The organism is Chitinophaga cymbidii (assembly GCF_007992715.1).
In the GTDB taxonomy this organism is placed as follows: Bacteria; Bacteroidota; Bacteroidia; order Chitinophagales; family Chitinophagaceae; genus Chitinophaga; species Chitinophaga cymbidii.
In genome coordinates this window covers 300,264-324,421 of the sequence record NZ_BKAU01000001.1, presented here as the reverse complement: position 1 = coordinate 324,421, position 24,158 = coordinate 300,264, and the positions used below count along the sequence as shown (strand labels likewise).

General features: G+C 52.1%; 15 protein-coding genes. 10 read left to right on the top strand and 5 right to left on the bottom strand.

What is annotated here, in order from left to right; all coding sequences use genetic code 11:
* Positions 1-3: 3 nt before the first annotated feature.
* Positions 4-378: an STAS domain-containing protein gene (locus CCY01nite_RS01295; RefSeq protein ID WP_146857497.1), complete on the bottom strand. Its 375-nt coding sequence runs from the start codon at positions 376-378 to the stop codon at positions 4-6.
* A gap of 257 nt (positions 379-635) precedes the next feature.
* Between CCY01nite_RS01295 and CCY01nite_RS01290 the strand changes: the two genes are divergently transcribed.
* The 7 genes from CCY01nite_RS01290 (at position 636) to CCY01nite_RS01260 (ending at position 11,817) form a co-directional block, all read left to right on the top strand.
* Positions 636-3,167 (top strand): ATP-dependent Clp protease ATP-binding subunit, encoded by a 2,532-nt coding sequence (locus tag CCY01nite_RS01290; RefSeq protein WP_146857496.1) that lies wholly within the window; start codon positions 636-638, stop codon positions 3,165-3,167.
* Positions 3,168-3,556: 389 nt separating this feature from the next.
* Positions 3,557-5,296: a phage tail-like protein gene (locus tag CCY01nite_RS01285; protein ID WP_146857495.1), complete on the top strand. Its 1,740-nt coding sequence runs from the start codon at positions 3,557-3,559 to the stop codon at positions 5,294-5,296.
* A gap of 69 nt (positions 5,297-5,365) precedes the next feature.
* Positions 5,366-6,151: a phage tail-like protein gene (locus CCY01nite_RS01280; RefSeq protein WP_146857494.1), complete on the top strand. Its 786-nt coding sequence runs from the start codon at positions 5,366-5,368 to the stop codon at positions 6,149-6,151.
* The gene (locus tag CCY01nite_RS01275) at positions 6,152-7,750 is read left to right on the top strand and encodes a T9SS type A sorting domain-containing protein (RefSeq protein ID WP_146857493.1); all 1,599 of its coding nucleotides are present in this window, start codon (positions 6,152-6,154) and stop codon (positions 7,748-7,750) included.
* A gap of 79 nt (positions 7,751-7,829) precedes the next feature.
* A complete protein-coding gene (gene cmk / locus CCY01nite_RS01270; protein WP_146857492.1) occupies positions 7,830-8,519 on the top strand; it encodes a (d)CMP kinase in 690 nt (229 codons plus the stop codon).
* A gap of 562 nt (positions 8,520-9,081) precedes the next feature.
* The gene (locus CCY01nite_RS01265) at positions 9,082-11,040 is read left to right on the top strand and encodes a tetratricopeptide repeat-containing sensor histidine kinase (RefSeq protein WP_186830840.1); all 1,959 of its coding nucleotides are present in this window, start codon (positions 9,082-9,084) and stop codon (positions 11,038-11,040) included.
* A 15-nt stretch (positions 11,041-11,055) separates the two neighbouring features.
* A complete protein-coding gene (locus CCY01nite_RS01260; RefSeq protein ID WP_146857490.1) occupies positions 11,056-11,817 on the top strand; it encodes a LytR/AlgR family response regulator transcription factor in 762 nt (253 codons plus the stop codon).
* Positions 11,818-12,069: 252 nt separating this feature from the next.
* On the opposite strand, the gene CCY01nite_RS01255 is transcribed toward CCY01nite_RS01260, so the two are convergent.
* Together CCY01nite_RS01255 and CCY01nite_RS01250 are read right to left on the bottom strand one after the other, a co-directional pair.
* Positions 12,070-13,296, bottom strand: a complete 1,227-nt coding sequence (locus tag CCY01nite_RS01255) for a 4-hydroxy-3-methylbut-2-enyl diphosphate reductase (RefSeq protein ID WP_146857489.1) — start codon at positions 13,294-13,296, stop codon at positions 12,070-12,072.
* A 23-nt stretch (positions 13,297-13,319) separates the two neighbouring features.
* Positions 13,320-14,216 carry a rhomboid family protein gene (locus CCY01nite_RS01250; protein ID WP_146857488.1) on the bottom strand — a complete coding sequence of 299 codons (897 nt, stop codon included), beginning with the start codon at positions 14,214-14,216 and terminating at the stop codon, positions 13,320-13,322.
* Between the two features lie 182 nt (positions 14,217-14,398).
* Here CCY01nite_RS01250 and rpsA point away from each other — a divergent pair, with 182 nt between their 5' ends.
* The 3 genes from rpsA (at position 14,399) to CCY01nite_RS01235 (ending at position 21,268) form a co-directional block, all read left to right on the top strand.
* On the top strand, positions 14,399-16,294 hold the full coding sequence (gene rpsA / locus CCY01nite_RS01245) for a 30S ribosomal protein S1 (protein WP_146857487.1): 1,896 nt from the start codon (positions 14,399-14,401) through the stop codon (positions 16,292-16,294).
* A gap of 271 nt (positions 16,295-16,565) precedes the next feature.
* Positions 16,566-19,712 carry a SusC/RagA family TonB-linked outer membrane protein gene (locus tag CCY01nite_RS01240; protein ID WP_222614290.1) on the top strand — a complete coding sequence of 1,049 codons (3,147 nt, stop codon included), beginning with the start codon at positions 16,566-16,568 and terminating at the stop codon, positions 19,710-19,712.
* A 14-nt stretch (positions 19,713-19,726) separates the two neighbouring features.
* Complete coding sequence (locus CCY01nite_RS01235) at positions 19,727-21,268, top strand: SusD/RagB family nutrient-binding outer membrane lipoprotein (protein WP_146857485.1); 1,542 nt, start codon at positions 19,727-19,729, stop codon at positions 21,266-21,268.
* A 130-nt stretch (positions 21,269-21,398) separates the two neighbouring features.
* On the opposite strand, the gene CCY01nite_RS01230 is transcribed toward CCY01nite_RS01235, so the two are convergent.
* Positions 21,399-22,946: a Fic family protein gene (locus CCY01nite_RS01230; protein ID WP_146857484.1), complete on the bottom strand. Its 1,548-nt coding sequence runs from the start codon at positions 22,944-22,946 to the stop codon at positions 21,399-21,401.
* Positions 22,947-23,093: 147 nt separating this feature from the next.
* On the bottom strand, positions 23,094-23,747 hold the full coding sequence (gene hxpB, locus CCY01nite_RS01225) for a hexitol phosphatase HxpB (protein WP_146857483.1): 654 nt from the start codon (positions 23,745-23,747) through the stop codon (positions 23,094-23,096).
* Positions 23,748-24,158 lie beyond the last annotated feature (411 nt).

The window sequence follows — 24,158 nt, the reverse complement described above, 5'->3', positions numbered from 1 at the left end:
GCGTTATTCCTCGTCCAGGTCCAGTTCCCGCTCGAAATCTTCCATCATGATCATGTCGATGGCTTCCGATTCTGTGGGAACGATATTCAGCATTTGCGGGTAGGCGCCGGAGAGCGCAGTAGTTAAAGTTCTGTTAAGGCGGGCAATAGCGGCCGAAAGTCCGCGTTGATATTGACGGTCGTATACTGTAAAAATGGCTTTGAGGCCGGATTCATCCGCGGACTCAAGGGAATGCAGGTCCAGTATAAGGTTCTTCTCTTCCAGTGATGGAATATTCCCTATAGCGCTTTCCAGCTCATCTGACATTTTAGCATCCAGTGTTGTTTCTTCCAGCCGGAAAATCACTATTTTTTCTTTGGTATCAATTTTGAATTGCATAATGCCGGATGTTATTTTCTTACATTTAAAAAAAAGGATTCATCGCTTAAAGGAACCCTCGCCGTTAAAGTCCTTGCCTGAAGTAAACCGCATTCAATACAAGACATCCTTCTTCTCGTAAGTATACAAGACAGGGCCCCCAGAGGCAACAGCAAATCTAAAGTATAAATGTGCAAGGATAAAAAGTAAATCCAAATTTATTTGGTAATATTGTATAAGCAAGCCCCCGTAAGGGTTTAACCAAAAAATCATCTACAATGGATCAGAATTTTTCACCGCAAGTCAAGGAGATCATTTCGTTTAGCAGGGAGGAGGCTTTACGCTTGGGAAATGATTTCATCGGTACGGAACACCTGCTGCTGGGCATTATTCGGGAAGGTGAGGGGACGGCTGTTAAAATTCTACAGGCTTTGAACGTAGATCTCTATGAACTGCGCAAAGAAGTGGAACTGGCTATCAAGGACAAGACGGGCAAGAATATCGCGAATATCAACAGTTTACCTTTAACGAGGCAGGCAGAGAAAGTGATCCGTGTTACCGTGCTGGAAGCAAAGGCGCTCAAAAGCCCAACGGTTGAAACAGAGCACCTCATGCTTTCCATCCTCAAGAATAAAGAAAACGTATGTACTCAAATCCTTCAACAGTTTGACGTGGACTACGATACTTTTAAAAACGAACTGGGCTTCGTAAAATCTGCCGATCCGAAAGCAGAATTCGATGATCCCGGAGAAGAGGAGTTCGAAGACGAACGGAAAAGTTACGCTTCCAAAGCGAAACAGACCAATACCAAGTCCAAAACTCCTGTACTCGACAACTTTGGCCGTGACATCACCAAGCTCGCTGAAAGCGGCAGCCTGGACCCGATCGTTGGCCGCGAGCAGGAAATAGAGCGTGTATCGCAGATACTTTCCCGCCGTAAAAAGAACAATCCCATCCTCATCGGTGAGCCCGGTGTAGGTAAGACCGCCATCGTGGAAGGGCTCGCCCTCCGCATTGTACAGCGCAAAGTATCCCGCGTGCTGTTCGACAAAAGGGTGGTAAGCCTGGACCTCGCAGCCCTGGTAGCCGGTACGAAATACCGCGGCCAGTTCGAGGAAAGGATGAAAGCCATCATGAACGAACTGGAAAAGAACCGTGACGTGATCCTGTTCATCGACGAGATCCACACCATTGTGGGCGCGGGCGGTGCTTCCGGCTCACTGGACGCTTCCAATATCTTCAAACCCGCCCTCGCGCGCGGCGAACTTCAATGCATCGGCGCCTCCACGCTGGACGAGTACCGCATGTATATTGAAAAAGATGGCGCCCTCGACCGCAGGTTCCAGAAAGTAATGGTAGATCCCCCCACCGTGGAGGAAACCATCCAGATCCTCAACAACATCAAACCGCGCTACGAAGAATACCACAACGTCAGCTACGCCGATGACGCCATCGACGCCTGCGTAAAGCTCAGCGACCGCTATATGACGGACCGCCTGCTGCCGGACAAGGCCATCGACGTACTCGATGAAGTAGGCGCGCGCGTGCACCTCAAGAACATCAATGTTCCGCAAAATATCCTCGACCTCGAAAAACAGATCGAAGACATCAAGCAGGAAAAAAATAAAGTAGTGAAGAGCCAGCGCTTCGAAGAAGCCGCCGCCCTGCGCGACACTGAAAAGAAACTCGGCGAAGACCTCGAAAAGGCCAAAAGCGAGTGGGAAGAAGAGGTGAAGCACAAACGCTACCCCATTGATGAAGAAGCCATCGCGGAAGTGGTGAGCATGATGACCGGCATCCCCGTGAAGAGAATGGTGCAGGCGGAAAATGAAAAGCTCCGCAGAATGGGTGAAGACCTGAAAGGAGCCGTAGTGGGACAGGATGAAGCCATCAGCAAGGTCACCAAAGCCATCCAACGTAACCGCGTAGGGCTGAAAGACCCGAAAAAACCGATCGGAACTTTCATCTTCCTCGGCCCCACCGGTGTGGGTAAAACCGAGCTGGCCAAAGCGCTCGCCAAATATATGTTCGACTCCGAAGATGCGCTGATCCGCATCGACATGAGCGAATACATGGAGAAATTTTCTGTAAGCCGCCTCATTGGCGCGCCTCCGGGATATGTAGGGTACGAAGAAGGCGGTCAGCTGACCGAAAAGGTGCGCCGCAAGCCTTATTCCGTGATCCTGCTCGACGAGATCGAAAAAGCCCATCCGGATATCTATAACATCCTGCTGCAAGTGCTCGATGACGGTATCCTCACGGACGGTCTGGGCCGGAAAGTGGACTTCAAGAACACGCTCATCATCATGACCTCCAACATCGGTGTACGCCAGCTGAAAGACTTCGGCGCCGGCGTAGGCTTCACCACCAGCGCAAGGCAGGTGAGCGAAGAAGAGAACACCAAGGCCGTGATCGAGAAAGCGCTGAAACGCACCTTCTCCCCCGAGTTCCTGAACAGGATAGACGATGTGATCATCTTCAACTCCCTCTCCAAAGAGCATATCTATACCATTATAGATATCACAATGAAAGGAGTGCTCGTACGCCTGCAGAACCTCGGCTTCAGCCTGGAACTGACAGACGAGGCCAAAGGGTTCCTCGCCGAGAAAGGATACGATCAGCAGTTCGGCGCCCGCCCGCTGCACCGTGCCATCCAGAAATACCTGGAAGATCCGCTGGCCGAAGAGATCCTCAATATGAATATTCATAACGGAGATATCCTCATCGCGGACCTCGACAAGGAAAACCAGAAACTGGTGTTTACTTTGAAAAATCCTTCGAGAAGTAAACCCGAGAAATCAGAAGCATAATTGAAGACTTGCTATAAAACGGGGGCTGACCAAACATTTGGTCAGCCCTTTTTATGCGGTTCCTTATGCGGATGCCCGTTCCTCCATGCAAGCTCCGTTAGCTTCATGCAGATGCCGGCTCCCCCATGCGGATGCCGATTCCCTCATGCAGACTTCAGCTCCCTTTTTTTCCAACCAATTGTGAATCAAATCACCAGTGTTAAATCATCAAAAAACCTCACAAATAATATGTATTAATCAAATTATATATGTAATATTGTACATGCATTGTTATCCTGCGGAATCAGTAGCTTGAAAGACACTTCGGGGGGACGGAAACAGGATCAGCGCTATCCTATTTTTAATGACAAAACCTTAACTGATAACCTATATTTTTTAACCTATTTCCTATGAAAAAATCGCTACGTATTGCCAGTATGTTGCTGGCTGCGCTGTTGTTCTTCTCCTACGACAGTCTTAAAGCACAGGTCAAGATCGGGGGTAATCCCGCTGTGGTGGATCCGAATGCGCTCCTCGAACTGGAAAGCAACCGGAAGGGCCTGCTGCTGCCCCGGCTGAATGATGCCGGTTTTACCGCTATGACCGGCGTGGACGCCACGGTGGGCATGGTAGTCTATTACACCGGCTCCAGCCACCAGGGCCCTGGTCTTTATGTGAAACAAACCGCCGGCACCGGCGCGGGTAACTGGGTGAAGCTGGCCGGCAGCGATCTGGCGGACGGCTCCTGGAAACTCGGCGGTAACCTCTCCATTGATCCGGCCAACCAGTTCCTGGGTACAACAGACGCACAGCCCGTGATCATTAAGACCGACGCGGTAGAACGTTTCAAGATCACAGAAACGGGACAGCTGATACTGGCGGCAGCCGGCATCCCGGTAGACAACACAGAGAACCAGGTGCTGTTGCTGGCTGCTGACGGCACAGTGAAAAGAAAATCCCTCAGCCTCACGATGGTGGAATCCATGAACGGGCAATCCGGCGCACTGACATTGAAGATCGGCGCGGGCACCGGTTACGAGACAGGTGAAATAGACGCCTCCACACCAGGCGAACTGACGCTGAACCTGCCGGTAATGAGCGGCGCCAACCCCGCACAGGCACAGGGTTTCATCAGCTATGCAGACTGGGTGAGATTTGATCACATGGCCACCGCCGGCGTGAGCATGGCCACCCCGATCACGGACGGCTCACAGGGTACGAATGGCGCGACCGTTACGGCGGACGGAAGCGGAGGCTTTGAAATAGCATTGGGTGAAGCAACTGCCGCTGCACCGGGTATCGTGAACATTGGCGCGCAGACTTTCGGTGGCGACAAAACATTCTCCGGCCTTACCACTTTCAGCAATAATGTAACGGTGGATAACGGTACCGGAGGCGGTAACCTGGACGTGAAAGGTAAACTGAACATTGGCTTTCCTTCATTATACGCGCCAAGTCCTGCTCCGGCATCCTATAACCTGCTGGTGCAGGAGGGCGCGGGAAATACGGAAATAAAACGCTTCAATCTCGCGGCATGGAAGCTGGACGGCGGCATTGCTACCGTGAACGGCGTAGCGGGCGCTGCGGCAGACGGGGGAATGACCATTGCGGTTGATTCGGCAGGTGCTGCTTTTAATGTAGTGGCGGATGCCGTGGCCAACAAGGTGACCATCAATATTCCCGATGCGGCAACGGCCACCGACCGCGGTCTTGTGAACAACGACCAGCAAACGTTCGGCGGGCACAAACTCTTCGCCAGCAATGTGACCGTCAACAATTCAACGCCCGGAACATCCAGCCTCAGCGTGAACGGCTCCGTGGGCCTGAAATTCCGCCGGGTCTTCATCAATGAAACCCTGACGGACCAGGACTACCTGGTTTTCGTGAAACCTTCCGGCACAACCGACGTTACCATCACTTTACCGGACCCCACGACCTGCTCCGGCCGTGTATACGTGATCAAAAGAGAAGCGAAAGATAATCCTGTGAACGAGCTGAATGAAGACTTCTCCGTGGTGATCGCTTCCAACGGCGGCACTGGCAAGTTTCATGGCGAGAACACTACGCCCATCACCGTTCCCAACACTACGCTCAACGTAATGTCCGACGGTACGAACTGGAATATCATGAGCAGGGGCGCCGGCCTCTAAAACCGGATACAATGGAATGGATGGACACAAACAGCTATCCATTCCATTGATATCTACATCCATGAACCTATGCGTTTGAATTGCAAAACCGCACTTTTATCGCTGGCATATATAGCCATCGCTGTTCCGCTGGCGGCGCAGCTGAAGGTCGGCGGGAATGCCGCCGTTATCCGCGGAGATGCCGCGCTGGAAATAGGCACGCAAAGAAAAGGCTTTTTGCTGCCGCGTGTAAGCAGCGCCGCGCTGGGCGTTTCGCCGTTGGACACCGCCGCCAACGGCATGCTGGTGTTCAACACCGATCTGAACAGATTGATGATAAAGAATAGTGGATGGAAACAGGTGGCGGATGCTTCCGCAATAGAATATCTCTGGACTATGGCGGGTAATACGAATGTGGACCCCGCGCTTCATTTTCTGGGTACCGCCGGCCCGCAGCCGCTTGTATTCAAGACCAACCTGGCCGAAGCCATGCGCATAGATGCGAACGGCAATACCGGCATCGGCACCAGCAATCCCTCCTCCCGCCTTCATGTGAACGGATCACTGGCCACCAACCTCGTGGTCGCCACCAACAGTCCGTATGCAGCTACCGCTGACGACTATACGATAATTGTAACGCCCGCCGGCGGCGCCGGTAATTTCCAGGTAACGCTGCCACCGGCAGCGTCCGGCAAGGGAAGGATCTATGTAATAAAGCGCTTCGACGGATCAACGCCACGCCCAGTGGAAGTAGTGCCTACAGGTGCAGATGACATCGACGGAAGTGCCTCTTTCTCGTTTGATGCAGTCAATCTCAGCTGTTATACTTTTCAATCGGATGGCGTCAGCAGATGGTACGTCATCAGTAAGCAATAAATGAAACACCTGCTCGTCATATCGCTGATCTTCCTTCTGCCGTTATCCATCCGCGCGCAGCAGGGGCTGTACATCGCGCCGGATACACGGTTGCAGGTAAGCGGCAGCGAGCCCGTGGGCATCTACGGCAATGTATCCAGCAACGGCGCTTTCGGTACCTCCACAGTAGCGGTAATACATTTTTACGGGAAAACATGGAATAACGGGAACGGTGCAACGTTCCCTGATGAAAGCACAGACGGCTTTTCCGGAAAAGGTGGCCTGTTCCGCTTTTCAGAGAACAATCCGTTGTACGGCAGCCAGGGGGCGCAGCAGCTTTTCGGTGGATATAGCGTGGTAACCCGCTCCGGCAGCACTTTCCCGAATTTCGCGGTGAACAACCGGCTCGGTATTTTACTGTCAGACCTCAGCGATATGAAGGTCCGCAACAACCTGCATTTTATGACCGGACACATCTTCCTGAACGGGTGGAACCTGGTGGTGGGAGACCGGCAGCCTGGCTCCATTACCGGCTACAGTGAGCAGGCGTTCGTGGTCACGGGCGCCAACATCGCCGGTGGTTTCCTGTACCGCGAGCAGGTAGATGCCGCGGCAGGCAAAGTGGTATTTCCCATCGGTACTTCCACGGCAGGATACGCCCCCGCGGCACTGGAATTCAGCGGCGCCGCGGATGATTTCAAGATGAGGGTGTTCGACAGCGTGTACCAGTTCGCCATATCCGGTCCCGCCAACAGGCTGGATTTCACGAACAAAACCTGGAACATCGCCAGGGAGCATAATAACAACGACGAAGCGAAAATAACCCTCCAGCACATGAACGCCGATGAAGGCATCGACTATGCCTCCTTCCGTGGTTCCAGCTATCTTTCCCGCTATATCAACAATGCCTGGGACTACCTGGAGGAGCCGGACAATTTCCCATTGCCCGGCAATCTAACTACTACGAATACACTAAGAAACGCCACGATGCACTACCGCGTTTTCCCGCAAGGCATCAGCAGCAATGAATATTTCGCGAAATCCTCCATCGCCTACGGCCCTTACGCACCCGCCGTTTTCCTGGACCTCAACGCCTGGCGCCTCTCCGAACACTTCGCGCAGCTGGAATGGGCCGTGAGCCGCGAGATGAATAACGACCGCTATGAAATAGAGCGGCGTTTCGACAAGGACACGGCATTCACCAAAACCGGCGAAGTGCGCAGCGCTGTGCCGGGCGGCAATACCAATGTGCGGCAGGATTACCGGTATGCGGACGCGAACGGTTATGACGGATGGACCTATTACCGCATCCGCGCGGTATCCCGTAATGGCCGGGAAAGCTATTCCCGGATCAAGGCCGTGCCGCCATTCCTGCGCATAGAAGTGTGGCCGAATCCGAGCAGCGGGCATTTCAACGTAAGGGTGCGCGGCGAACATACGGACATGATCATGCAGATCATGAACATGGTAGGGCAGGTGGTGAACCAGTATTCTATACAGGGCGAGGGAGATATTCGCGTGAACGGCCTCGCCAAAGGCACCTACCTGCTCGTGTTCTACGATAAAAAGTCCAGCCGCCTGATGCGCACGCATAAAGTGACGGTGATCGACCGGCGCTGATTTCTCCTTGATTTTTACCGGAATTACGGCTACTTTTGCAAGAGCAATTGTTTAAACCTGCATCTCAAAATTCCGGGGCTTGAAAAAAATAATCATCACGATAGACGGGTATTCTTCCTGTGGAAAGAGTACGCTGGCAAAACAACTCGCCAGCCGGCTGAACTATTTGTATATAGACAGCGGCGCCATGTATCGTGCGATCACCCTTTATTTTATTCAGCAGCATATGGACTGGAACGATCCCGCGCAGGTCAGGGACGCACTCGGCAATATCCGTCTTGAATTCATCCACAACCAGATCTCCGGGCAAAGCGACATGTATCTGAACGATGAGAACGTGGAGCAGATGATCCGTGAAATGCTCGTGGCGGAAAAGGTCAGTGAAGTAGCCGCCGTTCGTGAAGTACGCGAGTTCGCGGTGGCGCAGCAGCAAAAGATGGGAGCGGGCAGAGGGATTGTGATGGACGGGCGCGACATTGGCACCGTTGTTTTTCCGCATGCGGAACTGAAAATATTCATGACCGCGGACCCCGCGATCCGCGTGGAGCGCAGGTTCAAGGAACTGTATCAGAAGAACAAAAATATCACCCTGCACGAAGTGAAAGAGAACCTGGAACTGCGCGATTATATCGATGCCAACCGGGAAGTAAGTCCCCTCCGCAAAGCCGACGATGCTATTGTGCTGGATAACAGTCAGTTAACAATGCAGGAGCAGCTGGAACTGGTGATGCAGTGGGTAGAAGACGCAATCATGGCACATTCTTCCTGATTTCTTTTTGCATTATAAGAAAAGTTATTACCTTTGGAATATCAGGGGCGTCGATCCCTGAACAAGTAATAATACCTCATCCTCTAGAAATTCCGAAAATTTAATGGTCTTGGCCCTGTTTTCCGTTATAACGGAACGTGAGTGATGCACGCCGGTATACATTTGGACCAGTTTTATATCATACCTGGAAAAGAACCTGAACTTTGTTGCATTTTTTATTGATAGAGGCTACCGGATGGCGCTTTGCGGGTCCCGTAACTTGTTATCGCAACGAAGCGGTTCACGTGATTGTCCAAATTAAAAGGCTTTCGGCCATATCCGGAGTGTATCCAGTAAAAGACCAGCTATTAACCGTCTATAAACGAACTACTATATAAATCAACAGCCATTCCCACGTGGATTTGGCTGCTTTTAAAACTAAATGTGGAATGCGGTCGCAAGACGGCCTCAGTTTCATATTTTCAGTAGGTGTATTCGGTTAATAGGAAAGGGGCGAATTCTTTCGCCCCTTCGCATTTCATTTAAAATCTCTACCTTGTGGCTACTGTTTCACCCTTTTACCATGGCTCATAAAGGCGTCATTTTCACGGTGGTCCTTCTCGTTGGCATGTGGATGCATGTATGCGGACAGGACTCTTTACTGGTACTTCGCACGCTGGATTCCATCAGGTCGATGCCGAACGATACCCTGAAAGTTCACCGGCTCCTGGCGAAATCAAAGAACTTCTTCCGTTTCTTTGACCGCCGCGGGCAGGAAAACCCCTTCCTGCAGGAAGCCATCGCCCTGTCCCACAAGATCCGCTACAATAAAGGCCTGTCCGAAGCCTACAACGAGCTCGGCACCGCCAAGCGCAACAAATCCCAGTACATCCTTGCCGCGGATTACCATGAGCGCGCCCTCCGGTTCGCGGAAGAGATCCGCGACGACCGCCTCACCGCTATTTCACTGAACAACATGGGCGTGGACTACCGCCGGCGGGACATGCTGCAGAAAGCTTTTGAAGTGCATTTCCGCGCGCTGAAGACCGCCGAAAAGATCAAGGATGTCCGCAATATCACCATCGCCATCAATTCCATCGGCAACATCCAGCTTTCCGCCGGCAAATACCGCGACGCGATCGAAGAATTTACCAAAAGCCTCCGCCTCGAAGAAGAAAGCAACAACCCCCTCGGCGTAGCCATCAACCTGGGCAACCTCGGCTATGCCTACGAAGGACTGGGCCAGCTGGATAAAGCCATCGAATATTATAACCGCTCCCTCGCCGTGAACCAGCAGATCGACGACCTGAAAGGCCAGGCCATCTGTTATAACTGCCTGGGCACCGCCTATCAGAAAAAGAAAAACTATCCGCTTGCGAAAGAATACATGCAGAAAGCGCTGGTCATCAATGATAACGACCGGGTAAAAGACAAGATCCACCTCGCCGAAAGCTATCTCTCCATCGGCCGCCTGCTGAATGAAGAAAACAAACTGGAAGAAGGGCGCGGCTACATCCGCCAGTCCATCGACCTCGGCCTGCACTGGGGCTTCAAGTCCATTTTACAGGACGCCTATAAAGCCCTTGGCGAAAATTTTCACAAGGCCGGTGAATACGACAGCTCCATTAACAATACCAATATTTCCCTTTTGTATAAAGACAGCCTGCTGGAAGAAAAATCCACCACCGAATTTGCGCAGATGCAGGCCATGTACGACGTACATCAGAAAGACAACCAGATCAGGCTTTTACAGCAGGAGCAGGACATTAACCAGTTGCGCATCCGCCGCAACCTCGCGCTGGCCATTGCGCTGGCCGGCTTCCTGTTCATGCTGATCGTGGGCGGCTTCTTCTACATCCGCCACCGCAACCTGCAGGCCAACCGGCAGACCCTGCAACTGGAGCTGCGCTCCCTGCGCTCGCAGATGAACCCACATTTTATCTTCAACTCTTTAAGCTCCATCCACCGGTACATCTGGAGCAATAACCAGGAAGAAGCATCCGACTATCTTACCAAGTTCTCGAAGCTGATGCGCATGATCCTGGACAATTCCCAGCATACCTTCATTCCCCTGAACAGGGAACTGGATTCATTGCGCCTGTACCTGGACCTGGAAGCGCTGCGTTGCAATAATATTTTCGACTACCGCATACAGGTAGCGGAAAACATCAACGACGAAGAAGTGCTGATCCCGCCAATGATCATCCAGCCTTATGTGGAAAATGCCATCTGGCACGGCCTCGTGCACCGGAAGGAGAAAAAAGGAAGGCTGGACATAAACGTGTCGCTGAACGGCAAAGTGCTGGAAGTGATGGTGACGGACAATGGCATTGGCCGGAAAATGGCGATGGAGATCAAGGAGAAGAAAGACCGCACCCACAATTCCATGGGCATGAAAGTGACGGAAGGCCGCATTGCGCTGATACGCAAGATCAACAACACGAAAGACGCCAATGTGGAGGTGCACGACCTGGAAGATCATGGCGGGCAGGCCGCCGGCACGCAGGTCAGGATAAAATTACCCGCAGAATTCCTGTTTTAAAACCATATCACCGTTATGAGCGAGATCAAAGCAATTATCGTGGATGACGAGCAGCATTGTATAGACGCCCTGAGAACAATGCTGCAAAAGAAATGCCCTGAAGTGACCGTACTGGCCGGGGTCAACAGCGTGGCCGAAGCAAAGCAGCATATCGACGAACTGCAGCCGGACCTGGTGTTCCTGGATGTTGAAATGCCCCATCAGAACGGCTTCGAATTATTGAAGTGTTACGACAAGATACTGTTCGACGTGATCTTCACCACCGCCTATGAGCAATACGCCCTGAAAGCGATCAAGTTCAACGCGCTGGATTACCTGCTGAAACCCTTCAGCGTGCAGGACCTGCAGGAAGCGCTCCGCAAATACCATGAGCGGCGCCTCAACAGGCAGGATGCCGGCATAGCGCCGCTGGAAGTGTTCCTGCAGAATATGAAAACCATGCAGCAGACCAATAAGAAGATCGCGCTGCCCACGATCAACGGGCTGGTATTCATGCCGGTACAGAATATCGTGCGCTGCGAATCCACCGGCAACTATACGAAGATCTTTTTTACAGACCGGAAGCAGCTGCTCGTGTCCAAGCCGCTGAAAGAATTTGAAGAGCTGCTGACGGATGTGGATTTTTTCAGGATACACAACTCCCACCTGATAAATTTACAGCAAATGGAGTCTTATATTCAGGGAGAAGGAGGTTTTGCGCTGATGAGCGACGGCACGCAGGTGGAAGTATCCCGGCGGCGCAAAGCGGATTTTCTTAAAAAGGCGATGCAATTCTGATGCGGTAATATATCATCCAGATACCCTCCCAATCTTGCCACTTATCGCCAATAGCATACCGGATATTAAATAGCGGTTGCAGCCCCTTTCAATACATATTAGATTTGTATCACAATAAGAAAATATATTGTTTGTTAAAAAGAATTTTCTCTGCATTACTAGCGTTTGATTAGCCCCAAAGAAAAAAGGCACCTTTCATGGTGTCTTTTTTGTTTTCATGCATCGCAAATGCCGTCAGGTATGTTGACTTTTTTAGTTGAAAAGCGCCACTGCTTCATCCACCTTATGCGCAAGTCCATAAAAGGAAAGCAGCTTCCGGATCACGCCTTCCACGATGGCGTCAGGGCAGGAGGCGCCGCTGGTGAGCAGGATGGTCACCGGCTCTTTTGCGGGAAGGAATTGCAGGCTGTGCAGCTCCTGGTGGTGATGGAAGTCCCAGTGCAGCAGCTCGCTGGCCGACAATAATTTTTCTTCCGACGAAATGAAATAGGTGGGCAGTTTTTCTTCGCAAAGCTCTACGAGGTGCGAGGTGTTGGAGCTGTTATAGCCGCCCACCACGATGGCAAGGTCCGCCGGTACCTCCAGCATGCCGGTTACCGCAGTCTGGTTGTCGTTCGTGGCGTAGCAAAGCGTATCGCGGGTGTCTGCAAAACGTTCAGGCACCTGTTCATCCGCCAGCTGGTAGCGCTGTTGTATCGCCTGCCGGATATAATCGGCGATGGCCTGGGTTTCGGAGGCCAGCATGGTGGTCTGGTTCACCACGCCCACCCGTTGCAGGTGCTGGTGTACATCAAAACCTTCAGAATACTGGCCTTTGAACTCTTCATAAAATTGTTCCGCGGGCGCCGTGCCGAGAATGTAGGCGGCCAGGCGGTGCGTTTGATCCATGTCTTTCACCACCACGGTAGGCGTATGATGGCGGCTGTGCGAAAAAGTGGCGCGGGTTTCTTCGTGTTTGGGCTTGCCGTGCACGATCACGGTATAATCTTTCCCGGCGATCTGCTCCGCCTTGTTCCATACCCTTTCCACGAAGGGGCAGGTGGTATTGTACTGCAGCGGGGTGATGCCGATGGCTTCCAGCTTTGCTTCGATCTCCAGGGTGGTGCCGAAGGCGGGGATGATCACAATGTCGTCTGCTGTCAGCGTTTCCCAGGGGATCTGCTGGCGGCCGGAAGTGTCCATCAGGAATTGTACGCCGCGGGAAAGCAGGTCGTTGTTCACCTGGGGGTTGTGGATCATCTCGCTGAGCAGGAAGATGCGTTTCCCTTCATTTTCCTCCACCGTTCTGAAAGCGATCTCTATCGCGTTCTCCACGCCGTAGCAAAAACCGAAGTGCCGGGCGAGCTGTATGCGGATGGGACCGAAGTCCAGCAAAGTAGGCGTGAAGTCTTTCTTCATGCGGTCCTGCTGCTTCCGTTGCTGTTTGATGGCGGAGATCAGCGGGCTGCGGTATATGACGGGAACGTTGAATGTTTTCATTGTTACGCAAAGATAGCAAGAATCTATTTTTCATCACTGTACTTGCGCAGCCATTGCTTTTCGTCGGCCGAAAGGCTGTCGTACCCCTTTTCATTGATCTTGTCCAGCAGCTCGTCCAGCCGCGAAGCATGCGCTGTTTCGTGCTTGCGCACCACGCGGAGCGGGGATTTTTTCGGTTTGAATTTTTTGGGAGGGCGCTGGCTTTTGTCGAACATCCCGGATATTTTGCGGAAGAGGGAGATCAGCGGGCCGCAGAGGTCCGTACCGTTCTGCAGGATGCGGACGTAGGCGTAGCCGAAGGCCGCGCCGCCGAGGTGGGCGAGGATGCCGCCAACGTTTCCCTGCGGAATGGCGATGATATCGATCACGATCACGCCGATGGCCACCCATTTCAGTTTGATGGAGCCCAGGAACAGCAACCCGATCTCCACGTTCGGCATCAGGGTGGCGCTGGCTACCAGGAAGCACATCACGGCGGCGGAAGCGCCGATCATGGAGCCGCCCAGGTAGGGGTTGGTGGGAAAGATGAAATAAGCGGCGATGTAAACGAGGGCGCCGGTGATGCCGCTCAGGATGTACAGGGGCAGCACGCGCTGGTTGCCGAGGGTGGACCGGAACATGTTGCCGAACCAGTACAGGTTGAGCATATTGAAGAAAATATGGAAGATGCCCGTATGCACGAACATATACGTCAGCAGCCCCCAGGGCTTGGTCAGCAGCAGGTCCGGCTGCACGTGCAGTTCCAGCTGGAATAGCAGGAACGGGTGGATGGCCGGCGGCACGCCGTTGTTGAAAACGGCCGGTAAATAGATGATCCCCAGTACCACGAAGATGACGATATTAACAAACATCAGGTGATTGACACTGTTCTCCTGTTTAAGCCAGTAGCGTATGTCCGATTGAAAAGAAGTTCCGTTCATAATGCCAAATTAAGTAAAATTGCTTTACCACGAAGAGGCGGCGGCATGCTAATAATGATAAAAATTATATGTATAGCACTCATTTACATGTCATATTTCGCTCAAATAAAGTTGCCTGTAAGGGAATATCTCCGTATCTTTGCCTCCCTTAAAATACTTTACTTAAAAGGAGGAAACAAAATTTGACAGAAAACAACATTACTAACGAACAAAACGCTGAACAACAGGCCCCGGTAGCAGAAGCTACGGCAGCAACAGCGACAACAAATGCACCTGTTGCCACTGCTCACGATGATTTCGACTGGAGCGTGGACAAACGGAACGTATCTTCTTATTCAAAAGAAGAGAAAGAAAAGTACGACCAGACTTACGACAGCACTTTCAAGACGATCGAAGAGAATGGTCTGCTGACCGGTATCGTGGTTGGTTTGACAAAAACCGACGTGGTACTGAACATCGGCTTTAAATCCGATGGCCTGATCTCCCTGAACGAGTTCCGCGACATGCAGAACCTGAAAGTGGGAGACGAGGTGGAAGTATTGGTGGTGGAAAAGGAAGACCGCGACGGCAACCTGCACCTGAGCCGCAAACAGGCACGCGCACAACGTGCATGGGAGCGTATCGTTGAGGTGTACAAAACCGGCGAAGTGGTTACCGGTACCGTTACCAGCAAAACCAAAGGCGGCCTGATCGTGGACGTTCATGGCATGGAAACCTTCCTGCCGGGTTCACAGATCGACGTTAAACCTGTTACCGACTACGATCAGTTTGTTGGTAAAACCATGGAGTTCAAGGTGGTGAAAGTAAATGAAGCCATCCGCAACGCCGTAGTATCCCACAAAGCGCTGATCGAAAGCGATATCGAACAACAACGTGTGGATATCATCTCCAAACTGGAAAAAGGCCAGGTATTGGAAGGTACCATCAAGAACATCACCGACTTCGGTGCGTTCATCGACCTGGGCGGTCTCGATGGCCTGCTGTATATCACCGATATCAGCTGGGGCCGTATCTCCCATCCGAGCGAAGTACTCCAGATGGATCAGAAGATCAATGTGGTGGTGCTGGACTTCGACGACGAGAAGAAACGTATCAGCCTCGGTTACAAGCAGCTGACCCCGCATCCGTGGGATACCCTGCCTGCAACCATCACCGAAGGTGCAAAAGTAAAAGGCAAAGTAGTAAATATCGAAGATTACGGCGCGTTCCTGGAAATCCTCCCCGGTGTGGAAGGCCTGGTGCACGTATCCGAGATCTCATGGGCTTCCACGCCGATCAACGCCAAAGAGTTCTTCAAACTGGGCGAAGAGTACGAAGCAGTGGTAGTAACCCTGAGCAAAGACGAGCGTAAGATGAGCCTGTCCATCAAACAGCTCACTGAAGATCCCTGGTCTACGATCGAAACCAAATTCCCGCTGGACAGCCGTCACAAAGGCATCGTGAAGAACATCACTCCTTATGGCGTATTCGTTGAGCTGGAAACAGGTATCGGCGGTATGATCCACATCTCCGACCTGAGCTGGATCAAACGCTTCAATCATCCGAGCGAATACACGAAAGTGGGCAACGAGATCGAAGTAGTGATCCTGGGCATCGACAAAGACAACCGCAAACTGAGCCTCGGCCACAAACAGATCGAAGAAGATCCCTGGAATACTTTCGAAACGATCTTCCCCATCGGTTCCATCCATGAAGGCACCGTTGTGAAGAAAGATGAGAAAGGCGCTACCGTGCAGCTGCAATACGGCCTGGAAGCATACGCTCCCGCCCGTCACCTGCGCACCGAAGATGAAAAACCGATCGCTGTTGAAGATGTGAAAGAATTCCAGATCATCGAATTCGACCGCAACGAAAAACGCATCCTGGTTTCTCATACCAAGGTTTGGGAACAAGTGAAAGCAGACGAGAAGGATGCCATCATCAAGGAAAAACGCGCGGACGCTGAAAAGACCCGCAAAACGGTGAAAAACATCCAGTCTAAAGTCGAAAAAGCAACCCTGGGCGACCTGGGCGCGCTGGCCGAACTGAGAGAAAAACTGAAACAATCCGAAGGCGGTGAAGAAAAGAAAGGTGAATAAGCAAGCCTGATTGTTTTGAAAATAAAAGATCCCTCCGGTGAAAACCGGGGGGATTTTTTTTGAGCCTATCTATGGCTGCCCATATCGATATGATAAAGGCATTTCGTCCCGTAACCCTTTACCGGCAATCGTTACAGACATCCTGATCCCATAATAGATTTTATTTATTAGGTAAATTTTAACACTTCCCATACCTTCGCACCCTATTTAGTCTATATAATTAATAGGGTAATACATGCGACACATCATCAATCTTACCCTGCTTTTGCTTATGACCCACCTAACTATCTATGCACAAAGCAGGAAAATCCAGGGCAAAGTCATTGCCGGCAACGGACAGCCACTACCAGGCGTTTCCGTCTTTATCAAAGGAACAGGCACCGGTACCGCCACCAACGCGGACGGCAGCTATCTGCTCAACGTTCCGGACACCGCTACACAACTTACCTTTTCGCTCATCGGGATGGAAACACAAACCTTACCCATCAGCGGCGAATCCATCAACGTTACGCTGCTGCCGTCAGACAAGCAACTGCAGGAAGTGGTGGTAACTGCGCTCGGTATCTCCCGCAGCAAGAAAGCGCTGGGATACGCCGTGCAGGAGGTGAAGAGCGCGGAATTGCAAACCCGCCCCACTAACGCGCTGGGAGCACTTTCCGGGAAAGTAGCGGGCTTGCAGGTGATCACTTCCGGCGGCAATATGGGCGGCTCCAGCAGGGTTCTGCTGCGCGGTATCAACTCCATTTCCGGCAACAACCAACCGCTGTTCGTCATAGACGGCATACCGGTAGACAATGCGGACCTGAACACCAAAAGCACGGTGAACGGCTCCGCCGGTAAGGACGTGGGCAACATGATCCAGGACCTCAACCCGGACGACATCGAGAACGTCAGCGTGCTGAAAGGCCCCTCCGCCGCGGCGCTCTACGGCACCCGCGCCGCCAACGGCGTGATCCTGATTACCACCCGCAAAGGCAGAGCCGGCAAAGGTCTTGACGTAACCATCAACTCCGGCCTGGAGTTGGAACGCATGGCGCGCCTGCCCGAACGCCAGCAATTATACGGCGGCGGTAAAGGCAATACTTTCCAGCAGGCAACCATCAACGGCCAGCAATACAACATCGTGGATTATGGAATGGACGAGAGCTGGGGCCCCCGGCTGGACGGCACGCCCGTGCTGCACTGGTACAACCTCGATCCGGAATATGCGGATACCTATCTGAAGCCGGAACCCTGGCTGTACCCGAAGCACGACGTTACCTCTTTTTTCCGCACGGGCATCGCGGGCACCAACAACATTTCCGTAAGCGGCGGCAGCGAGAACCAGACCTTCCGGCTGTCCTACACCAACAAATCCGTTCGCGGCACCGTACCCAACTCAAGCCTGCAAAGGAATACGGTGAACTTCTCCGGTTCCTCCCGCTTCGACCGTTTACTGGCCACCGCCAATTTCAATTACGTAAAGAACAACAGCACCGGCCGGCCATGGACGGGCGCTTCCAACCGCAACATCATGCTGGAGGCGTTCCAGTGGGGACAGGTGCAGGTGGACTACGACAAGCTGCGCGAGTATAAACGTCCGGACGGTACGCCCCGCTCCTGGAACCGCACGAGCTACGAGAACACCGCCGCCGGCAAAGCCACCAAATACATTGATAATCCTTACTGGTCCGCCTACGAAAGCTATCTCGAAGAGAACCGCGACCGCTTTTACGGTAACATCGGGCTGTCGTACGACGTGAACAACTGGCTGCAGTTAAGCTCCAAAGTGAATGCGGATATTTACAATTTCCAGTACCAGGACAGGATCGCGGTATTCTCCCGCAGCCAGAGTAACTATACCGAATACACGAATGCGTTCAGCGAATTCAACTACGAATTTCTCGCCACGGTGAACAAGCGCTGGACGGACCTTTCACTCACCGCATATGCGGGCGGCAACATCATGAACCAGAAGCGCCGCATTTCCAACGCCACCACGCAGGGAGGGCTCATCATCCCGAACTACTACAACCTGAAGAACGCGAACAGCGTGCTGAACGAATCCAACTGGTACCATAAAAGCATCTACTCGTTGTTCGGCAGTGTATCCCTCGGGTACAAGAACTTCTGGTTCGTAGACGGAACGCTGCGGAACGACTGGAGCAGCACGCTGCCGCTGGACAAAAACGCATTCGCCTATCCCTCCGTTTCCTCCAGCCTGATCCTGAGTGAACTGGGCGCGCTGAAGGAATCCGGCTGGCTGAGCTTCCTGAAGCTCCGCCTCGGCTGGGCGCAGGTGGGTAACGATACTGATCCTTACCAACTGCAACAGGCATACGAAGCCACCCAGTCATTTAACGGCAATCCTGGCTACAAGCTGCCCGCCGTGCTGGCGAACAAAGACCTGAAGCCCGAGATCACCAGCTCGTTTGAAACAGGCGTAACCGTGCGGGCATTCGATAATCGTGTGGGCCTTGACGTGACATATTATAATAACGACAGCCGCAACCAGATCATCAACATTCCTGTTTCCACCGCTTTCGGTTATGAATCCAAATTCATCAATGCCGGCAAGATCAACAACCAGGGCGTAGAAGTGACGCTGAACGTGGTGCCGGTGAGAACGGAAGACTTCAACTGGGATGTAAATATCAATTGGTCGAAGAACAAAAACAAGGTAGTAAGGCTCACAGACGGCGTTACCAGCTTCCCGCTGACGGACCCTACCGGTTCGCTGATCAACCTCGTGGCGAGGGAAGGAGAACCTTACGGCCAGCTGCTCGGATATGATTTTGTGTATACGGAAGACGGACAGAAAGTGATCGGAGAGAACGGCGGATACCTGCGCACAGAGCAGCTTCGCCCGATAGGCAGCGTGCTGCCCGACTGGCAGTTCGGCATCCAGCAGTCATTCAGCTACAAACGCTTCGACGCCGGCTTCCTGGTAGACGGCCGCGTTGGCGGTAAATTCTTCTCACAAACGTATAAAGTAGGCATGCAAACGGGCATACTGAAACCCACCGCGGAGAACGGCATCCGCGAGAACGGTTTGGTCCTCGACGGTGTGCAGGGAGATGTGGTCTTCAACGCGGACGGCTCTTACACGGTGAGCAACATCAAACCGAACAGCACCCGCATCTCCGCGTACGACTGGGCTTACGGTTTCTCCAACGGTCCCACTACGCAAAGCATCTTCGACGGCACCTTCGTGAAACTGCGCGAAGTGACCGCGGGATACACCCTGCCTTTTGCGAAAACATCCACGGTGAAGCAGCTGCGCGTGTCGGCGTACGGCCGCAACCTCTGGAATATTTATGCGGACAGCAAATACATTGATCCCGAGCTGACCAACAGCGGTGGGAACATCCAGGGCGTGGAAGGCGGCAACCTGCCCGTGCCCGCCACATTTGGTGTGAACGTGCAGGTGAAATTCTGATAAAAACAACAGTCATGAAAAAGAAGAGTATTTTAATATATACGTTAACGTTAGTACTTGCAGCGGCTCTTATATCCTGCAGCGACAAACGTTTTGAAGAGATTAACACAGACCCGAACCGTCCGTCTGACGTTTCTACCACTACGATCATCTCTTCCGCGCAGAAGCAGCTGGTAGACAATCTCCGCGGTTCCGCCGGGAATTTCCGGGGCTCCATGCTGTTTGCGCAGTTCTTTTCCCAGAACCAGTACACGAATGAATCCCGGTACGATCTGCCGCGCTCCAATTCCGATACTTACTGGGACAATGCTTACAAGGCGCTGAACAACCTGGAGCAGATCATCCGCCTGAACACCGATCCGCTGACGCAGGCGAAGGTGACGGCAGGCGTTGGCCCGAATGCGAACCAGATCGCCATCGCGCGCATTTTGAAATCATATGCATTCCTTTCGCTGACGGATGCGTTCGGCAATATTCCGTACAGCTCCTATGGCAGCGATGATCCGGACTTCCAGGCGCTAAAGCTCAACCCGGAAATAGTGAAACCGAAATATGCATCGCAGGAGAAGATCTATGCGGATTTATTGAAAGAGCTGAAGGAAGCGGCTGCGCAGTTGGACCTCAGCGCGAATACCTTCGGTAATTACGATGGTATCTACAAAGGAAACCCTGCGCAGTGGAAGCTTTTCGCCAATTCACTGCGCCTGCGGATAGCCACGCGCATTCGCGCCAAGGTGCCGCAGCTGGCGGAAACCCACATCCAGGAAGCGATTGCGGGCGGACTGATATTGCAGAACACAGATAATGCCGTGCTGAAGTACGAGGCCAAGGCCCCGAACGAAGCGCCGCTGTACCGGATCACGGTGTCCGAGAACAGGAAAGACTTTTCCGTTTCACACATCCTGATCAATGTACTGAAAGGCGAGGCCGGCCCGGTAACGGCGCCCGACCCGCGTTTGCCGATATACGCCCGCCCGAACAAGAACGGCGAGTACATCGGCCAGCCGTACGGTTTGCTGCCGGACGTGGCGTCCATTCTCAAAGCGGAGGATATCAGCCAGCCGGGAACGCTGGTGAACGCGGCGGACTATGGCGAAGTGCTGCTGGAAGCCGCGGAGGTGCATTTCCTGTTGTCCGAATACCAGAACTGGAACCAGGAGGAATATATTAAAGGCGTTCGCGCATCGCTGGGAAAATGGGGCGTGGCGCAGGCTGCCGCGGACACGTATGTGGCGGCGCTGCCCGCGGCCATGCAGGAAACGGTGCTGTCGCAGAAATACCTGGCGCTGTACATGCAGGGCAGTGAAGCCTGGGCGGAAGTGCGGAGGACCGGCTTCCCGAAATTCCTGGTGAAGCCCGGCGACGTGGTGTGGCGGCAGGCACTGCAGGACGGCAGCGTCCGCGAGCATAAGTTCGTGCTGCTGGCCGGTACGGGCTTGCCTAAACGGGTATACTACCCGCAGAAGGAGCAGGCTGTGAACCTGGAGCATTTCCAGGAAGCGGTGGCCGCGCAGGGGAATGATAATATCGATACAAAAGTTTGGTGGAATAAGTAGTGATTGTGCGGATTTGGATAGCGGTGTGGGCTTGCCTCATGCCGCTATTTTTTTTGTGGTCGGCAGTTGGGGTCGCTGACCGGGCCGCCGTTGTGTCACTCACTTCGGCGGTGGGAGGGAATCGGCCGGATCAGATACTGGCAACCGGCTGACCTTTAAGTCCCTGCGAAACCAAATGACCTACAAATGCAGCAAAAGGTTTTATATCCTGCCCCACACTTGCACTTTCGAGTGCGGCCATATATTCAGCTCTGCTCTCCACCGGAATTACAGTCCAGGGATATCCACCCGAAGCGAGCATGGCATTCATAAGAAAGCGCCCCATCCTTCCATTGCCATCCATATACGGATGGATAAACACAAATATGAAGTGACCAAGTACCGCCCTGACCGCCGGTTCTGATTCTTCGCGCAGCAATTCAAACAATGCAGGCATTGCGTCCTTCACTGCATCCCTGCTTAGCGGAACATGCTTTGAGCCGGAAAGATAGACCGGATGATTTCTATAGCCAGCTAAATCGGATGGCTTTAAAAGTCCGGCGGTTACGCTGGGCGCAAATAGTTCCCGGTACCAGTCACCATGATCGCTGTCTGCTACCGCTCCTGCATTTTCATTAGTTAAAATTCTCCGGATACTTGATTCCACCTTTTGAAATGCTTGCCAATAGCCTCTGGCAGCCATCGCATCTCTTTGCTTTTTATCCTCTTCATTATCTTTGTAATTCCACATTCCTATACGCACCCGCTCAATTAGTTCGGGTGTTACTTTATACTTCTCAATGGATAATGAATGATAGGCGTCTGTACCATATATTGCATCAACCTTCCGCAGGTAATCATCTTTGTCTTCCGGTATGCCGGGAGCTTCGGGAAATACTTCCAGAATCGCTGAACGCATGGCATTCCACATCAACTTCACCCTGTTTACATAGGGAGATTTTTCCCGCGGACTCAGCTTTATCTGTAATTTATCCTCAAATGGATCTATCTCCCGTATATCATAGCCCGCGGATCTCATCGTTTTAAAGATATCTTCAGCGATTCTTTCCTGTCCATTATTTCTAAATGCTCCTGCTAATCTTCCCGCGATAGTAGTATGGCCTCCGTCCAGTAATATGCTTAATATTTCAGACGAATCCGGTATTATTGACAATGCAGTTCTGATGTCTGTGGTATTCTGCGTAAAAGTTGACGGGGAGCAGTGAATTAATGACGCTGGTAAAGTGAGCATCCTTATTCCGTTCATCACAGTTGTTTCACTCACTTCCGGCAGTTCAGATTTGATATTAAATATTGAGGTGTGATGCGGCAGTTCCGTTTTGTGATTACTTGCTCCCGGGGATCTTACAATCAGTTGAGTGGGCACTGACCAGTTTCCGGCATATAACAAAACTGATTGTTCAGGCGATATACACCAATTATCCTTATACCGTTCAGTAAGGAAAGTTGAACAAAATTCCCAAAAGCTGTTGTACCAGGAGGTAGTATCTCCCGGCTTTTCATCAGGACTGGCAATAATATACCATCCTCGTAAAACTTCTTTCAAAAAGCCGTTTGCGACTAATCGATCCTTATGGGTACGAGATAATTCATCCGATTTAACAGCGACCTTTCCTTCTTCCTGAAGCTTTCGAAGTTCATTTAAGGAATCCGCCAACCGTTCTGCTGGAGTAGCCATACTATAGCGTTAAAATCAGGGTTAGTTGATGTGCTTTAATTAGAGTTAAATGCTGTGTTAAAGTTAGGATTAATTGCGATGTGAAGTGGGCATATTTGAAATATACGATAATTTATTTCTTAATTTATTGATTATCAATAAAAAAAATTACAATTTTGCAAACTGCGCGTCGTTAAATTCCAGTAAAGAATCCAGCTGCATATCCGCCAGCCCGAAACGTTTATCGTTGCGTTTGTGGGCCTCGGGCACTACCACCACTTTCATGCGGGCGGCCTTGGCGGCGGTCATGCCGGTTACGGAGTCTTCAAATGCGAGGCAGCTCAGCGGATTGCTGTTCAGCTCCCGGGCGCAGGAGAGGTATACGGCCGGATGGGGCTTGCCGTAAGGCTCGAACTCCGCGGAAATTACAGCGTGAAAAGACTGGCGGATACCCAGATGGTCCAGCACGGACTGAATGAGCTGCATGGGAGAGGAGGAGGCGAGGCCCATTTTGAAGTTCCGCTGCTGAAAGAAATCCAGGATATAATGTAAGCCCTCCATCGCCTGGCCTTCGCGGAGGATCTTGCCGGTAACGCTTTCTATGATCTCGGTGGTGACCTGTTCCGGGGATTTGCTGTTCCATTTAAAGTAGTCGTGCCAGTAGCTGACTACCTCTTTGGTGCGGAGGCCGGTGGTAAGGGAGGTCAGTTCGGGGCTCAGTTCCACGCCCACGGACAAGAAAACCTCCTGCATGGCCACGCCCCAAAGGGGCTCGGAGTCAATCAGCAGGCCGTCCATATCAAAAATCACCGTATTGATCATTTTATTCGTTTTTGCGCCGCAAAGGTACGCAGAAATGAGGAAAACGGCAGCATGCAAGCAACCGCAAGCACATCAGCAATCCCACCGCTGAAGAGTGCGACGCAACGGCAGCCCCATAAAAAATCCAACCGCCGGCCCCCAATCCCCCCTTTTTTGAATATTTTCTAATATATACCGCTGTTTTTTAGTGAAAAAAGTTTTGTGTTTACACGCCGGGTATCTACCTTTGTATTACTCTACAAAATCTATAGGGATATGGGTTATAAAGTACAGATGAATATGAACAGGTGCATGCGCTGTTGGGAACGCTCAACAGACTAAGGGGGAATTCTATATATGAACTGTTTTCACAATCATACAACGAAGGCCTCCGGATGCAAACGGAGGTCTTGTTTTTTAAGGCATCTGCCG

Excerpts from the sequence above, each read along its gene's own strand:
- CCY01nite_RS01295 (WP_146857497.1), bottom strand. The coding sequence starts at position 378 with ATGCAATTCAAAATTGATACCAAAGAAAAAATAGTGATTTTCCGGCTG.
- CCY01nite_RS01290 (WP_146857496.1), top strand. The coding sequence starts at position 636 with ATGGATCAGAATTTTTCACCGCAAGTCAAGGAGATCATTTCGTTTAGC.
- CCY01nite_RS01285 (WP_146857495.1), top strand. The coding sequence starts at position 3,557 with ATGAAAAAATCGCTACGTATTGCCAGTATGTTGCTGGCTGCGCTGTTG.
- CCY01nite_RS01280 (WP_146857494.1), top strand. The coding sequence starts at position 5,366 with ATGCGTTTGAATTGCAAAACCGCACTTTTATCGCTGGCATATATAGCC.
- CCY01nite_RS01275 (WP_146857493.1), top strand. The coding sequence starts at position 6,152 with ATGAAACACCTGCTCGTCATATCGCTGATCTTCCTTCTGCCGTTATCC.
- CCY01nite_RS01265 (WP_186830840.1), top strand. The coding sequence starts at position 9,082 with ATGGCTCATAAAGGCGTCATTTTCACGGTGGTCCTTCTCGTTGGCATG.
- CCY01nite_RS01260 (WP_146857490.1), top strand. The coding sequence starts at position 11,056 with ATGAGCGAGATCAAAGCAATTATCGTGGATGACGAGCAGCATTGTATA.
- CCY01nite_RS01255 (WP_146857489.1), bottom strand. The coding sequence starts at position 13,296 with ATGAAAACATTCAACGTTCCCGTCATATACCGCAGCCCGCTGATCTCC.
- CCY01nite_RS01250 (WP_146857488.1), bottom strand. The coding sequence starts at position 14,216 with ATGAACGGAACTTCTTTTCAATCGGACATACGCTACTGGCTTAAACAG.
- CCY01nite_RS01240 (WP_222614290.1), top strand. The coding sequence starts at position 16,566 with ATGACCCACCTAACTATCTATGCACAAAGCAGGAAAATCCAGGGCAAA.
- CCY01nite_RS01235 (WP_146857485.1), top strand. The coding sequence starts at position 19,727 with ATGAAAAAGAAGAGTATTTTAATATATACGTTAACGTTAGTACTTGCA.
- CCY01nite_RS01230 (WP_146857484.1), bottom strand. The coding sequence starts at position 22,946 with ATGGCTACTCCAGCAGAACGGTTGGCGGATTCCTTAAATGAACTTCGA.
- hxpB (WP_146857483.1), bottom strand. The coding sequence starts at position 23,747 with ATGATCAATACGGTGATTTTTGATATGGACGGCCTGCTGATTGACTCC.